The organism is Nonomuraea sp. NPDC000554, assembly GCF_040300065.1.
Classification (GTDB): Bacteria; Actinomycetota; Actinomycetes; order Streptosporangiales; family Streptosporangiaceae; genus Nonomuraea.
On sequence record NZ_JBEPDC010000081.1, the window covers coordinates 1 to 1,409 of the forward strand.

The window sequence follows — 1,409 nt, forward strand, 5'->3', positions numbered from 1 at the left end:
GAGATGGCCGACGCCGTCGACAGACCCGCACTCGGACTTCGCAGCCGCATCGTCCTCATGTGCGCCGACGGTCGCACCAACAAGGACGTCGCTGCGGCACTCGGCGTCACCGCGGCCACCGTCGGCAAGTGGCGCCAACGTTTCGTACGCATGGGACTGGGCGGACTCGACGACGGCCTACGCAGCGGCAGGCCCCGCGCGCTGAACCTCGTCGATCTGCCTGTGGGCAGCACCCGGGAGGCGGCGGCCCGGCTCGGCGTGTCACAGTCGACCATCTCCCGAACGGCCAGGGCAACCGGGCCACACCACCACCCAAAACTGCCCGATCCGGTCCCGATCGCTCCGCGGCAGACCGCCCTGCTGTCCGACCGCGCCTACGAGGCCGTACGGAGGTGGATCATCACTGGTCAACTGCCGCCTGGGACCCGCGTTGTCGAGTCTGACGTCGCACGCGCCCTGGGCACCAGCCAGACACCCGCCCGCGAGGCGATCCGCCGGCTCGCTCTCGAAGGACTCATCACCCATCGCCCCCGACTCGGGCACTTCGTCACTGAGATCTCGCAGATCGAGGCCAGGGAAGCGCGCGAGGCGAGGGTGCTGGTCGAGACCGCCGCCGCACGCCGGGCCACGGGACGGGTCATCCCCGCCGAGGTCACCCGGCTACGGCTGGAGGTCACCCACATGCGCAACGCCGCCACGCAAGGTGACATCGCCGCGTTCCGCGAGGCCGACCTGCGTTTTCACCGGCTGGTGTGTGCACTCGGCGGCAATTCGATGCTGCTGAAGCTGTGGACCACCATCGAGCCTGCGCTGTGGCAGCTCCAGGTCGTGTCGAGTGCCATGTTCAGCGGGGACTGGAATACCATGGCCGATCGCCACGGGGAACTGGTGGACGCGCTGATCGGCCACGACCCCGAGGAATCAGCCCGCCTGTTCGCGGCACACGGTAAAGGGCAGGCATCCACAACCCGCCCCCGCCGTCAGCACGGCCGCGACTCCGATGCGCGCTGACCGACGCCGTGGACCGCCGTCACCTCATGACCCCGAAAGCCCAGGACCTAACTCTGTTCCTCAAAGCAGGTGGATAAACGGCGTGCTCGGGAGCCGGACGGCCCCAGATGCAGGGACGCGCACGGGTATTGAGCTGGGCAGTCCCACGGCGGTGGCGTAGGTGATCTCTTCGGGATCCGCGAAGGTCTGCCCAGCCAGGGCCTGGCGACCCGGTGGGGGTTGCTCTTCTCCAACCGGGCCAGGAAGCGCTGCCAGCCATCGCTGTTGCGCGAGGTGGCGGTCATGGTGACCGCGTGACCGTCACTCCCGCCGGCGGGCACGTGTAGAGGGCAATGGGTTCCTTGGGACGAACCGCTGCGCAGTCCGAGTGCGGGTCTGTCGACGGCGTCGGCCATCTT

1 protein-coding gene is annotated in these 1,409 nt (G+C 68.8%); it reads left to right on the forward strand.

What is annotated here, in order from left to right:
* Positions 1–1,011: FCD domain-containing protein (locus ABT294_RS50720; protein ID WP_350813747.1), on the forward strand; the 1,011-nt coding region annotated here is incomplete at its 5' end.
* Positions 1,012–1,409: the final 398 nt, after the last annotated feature.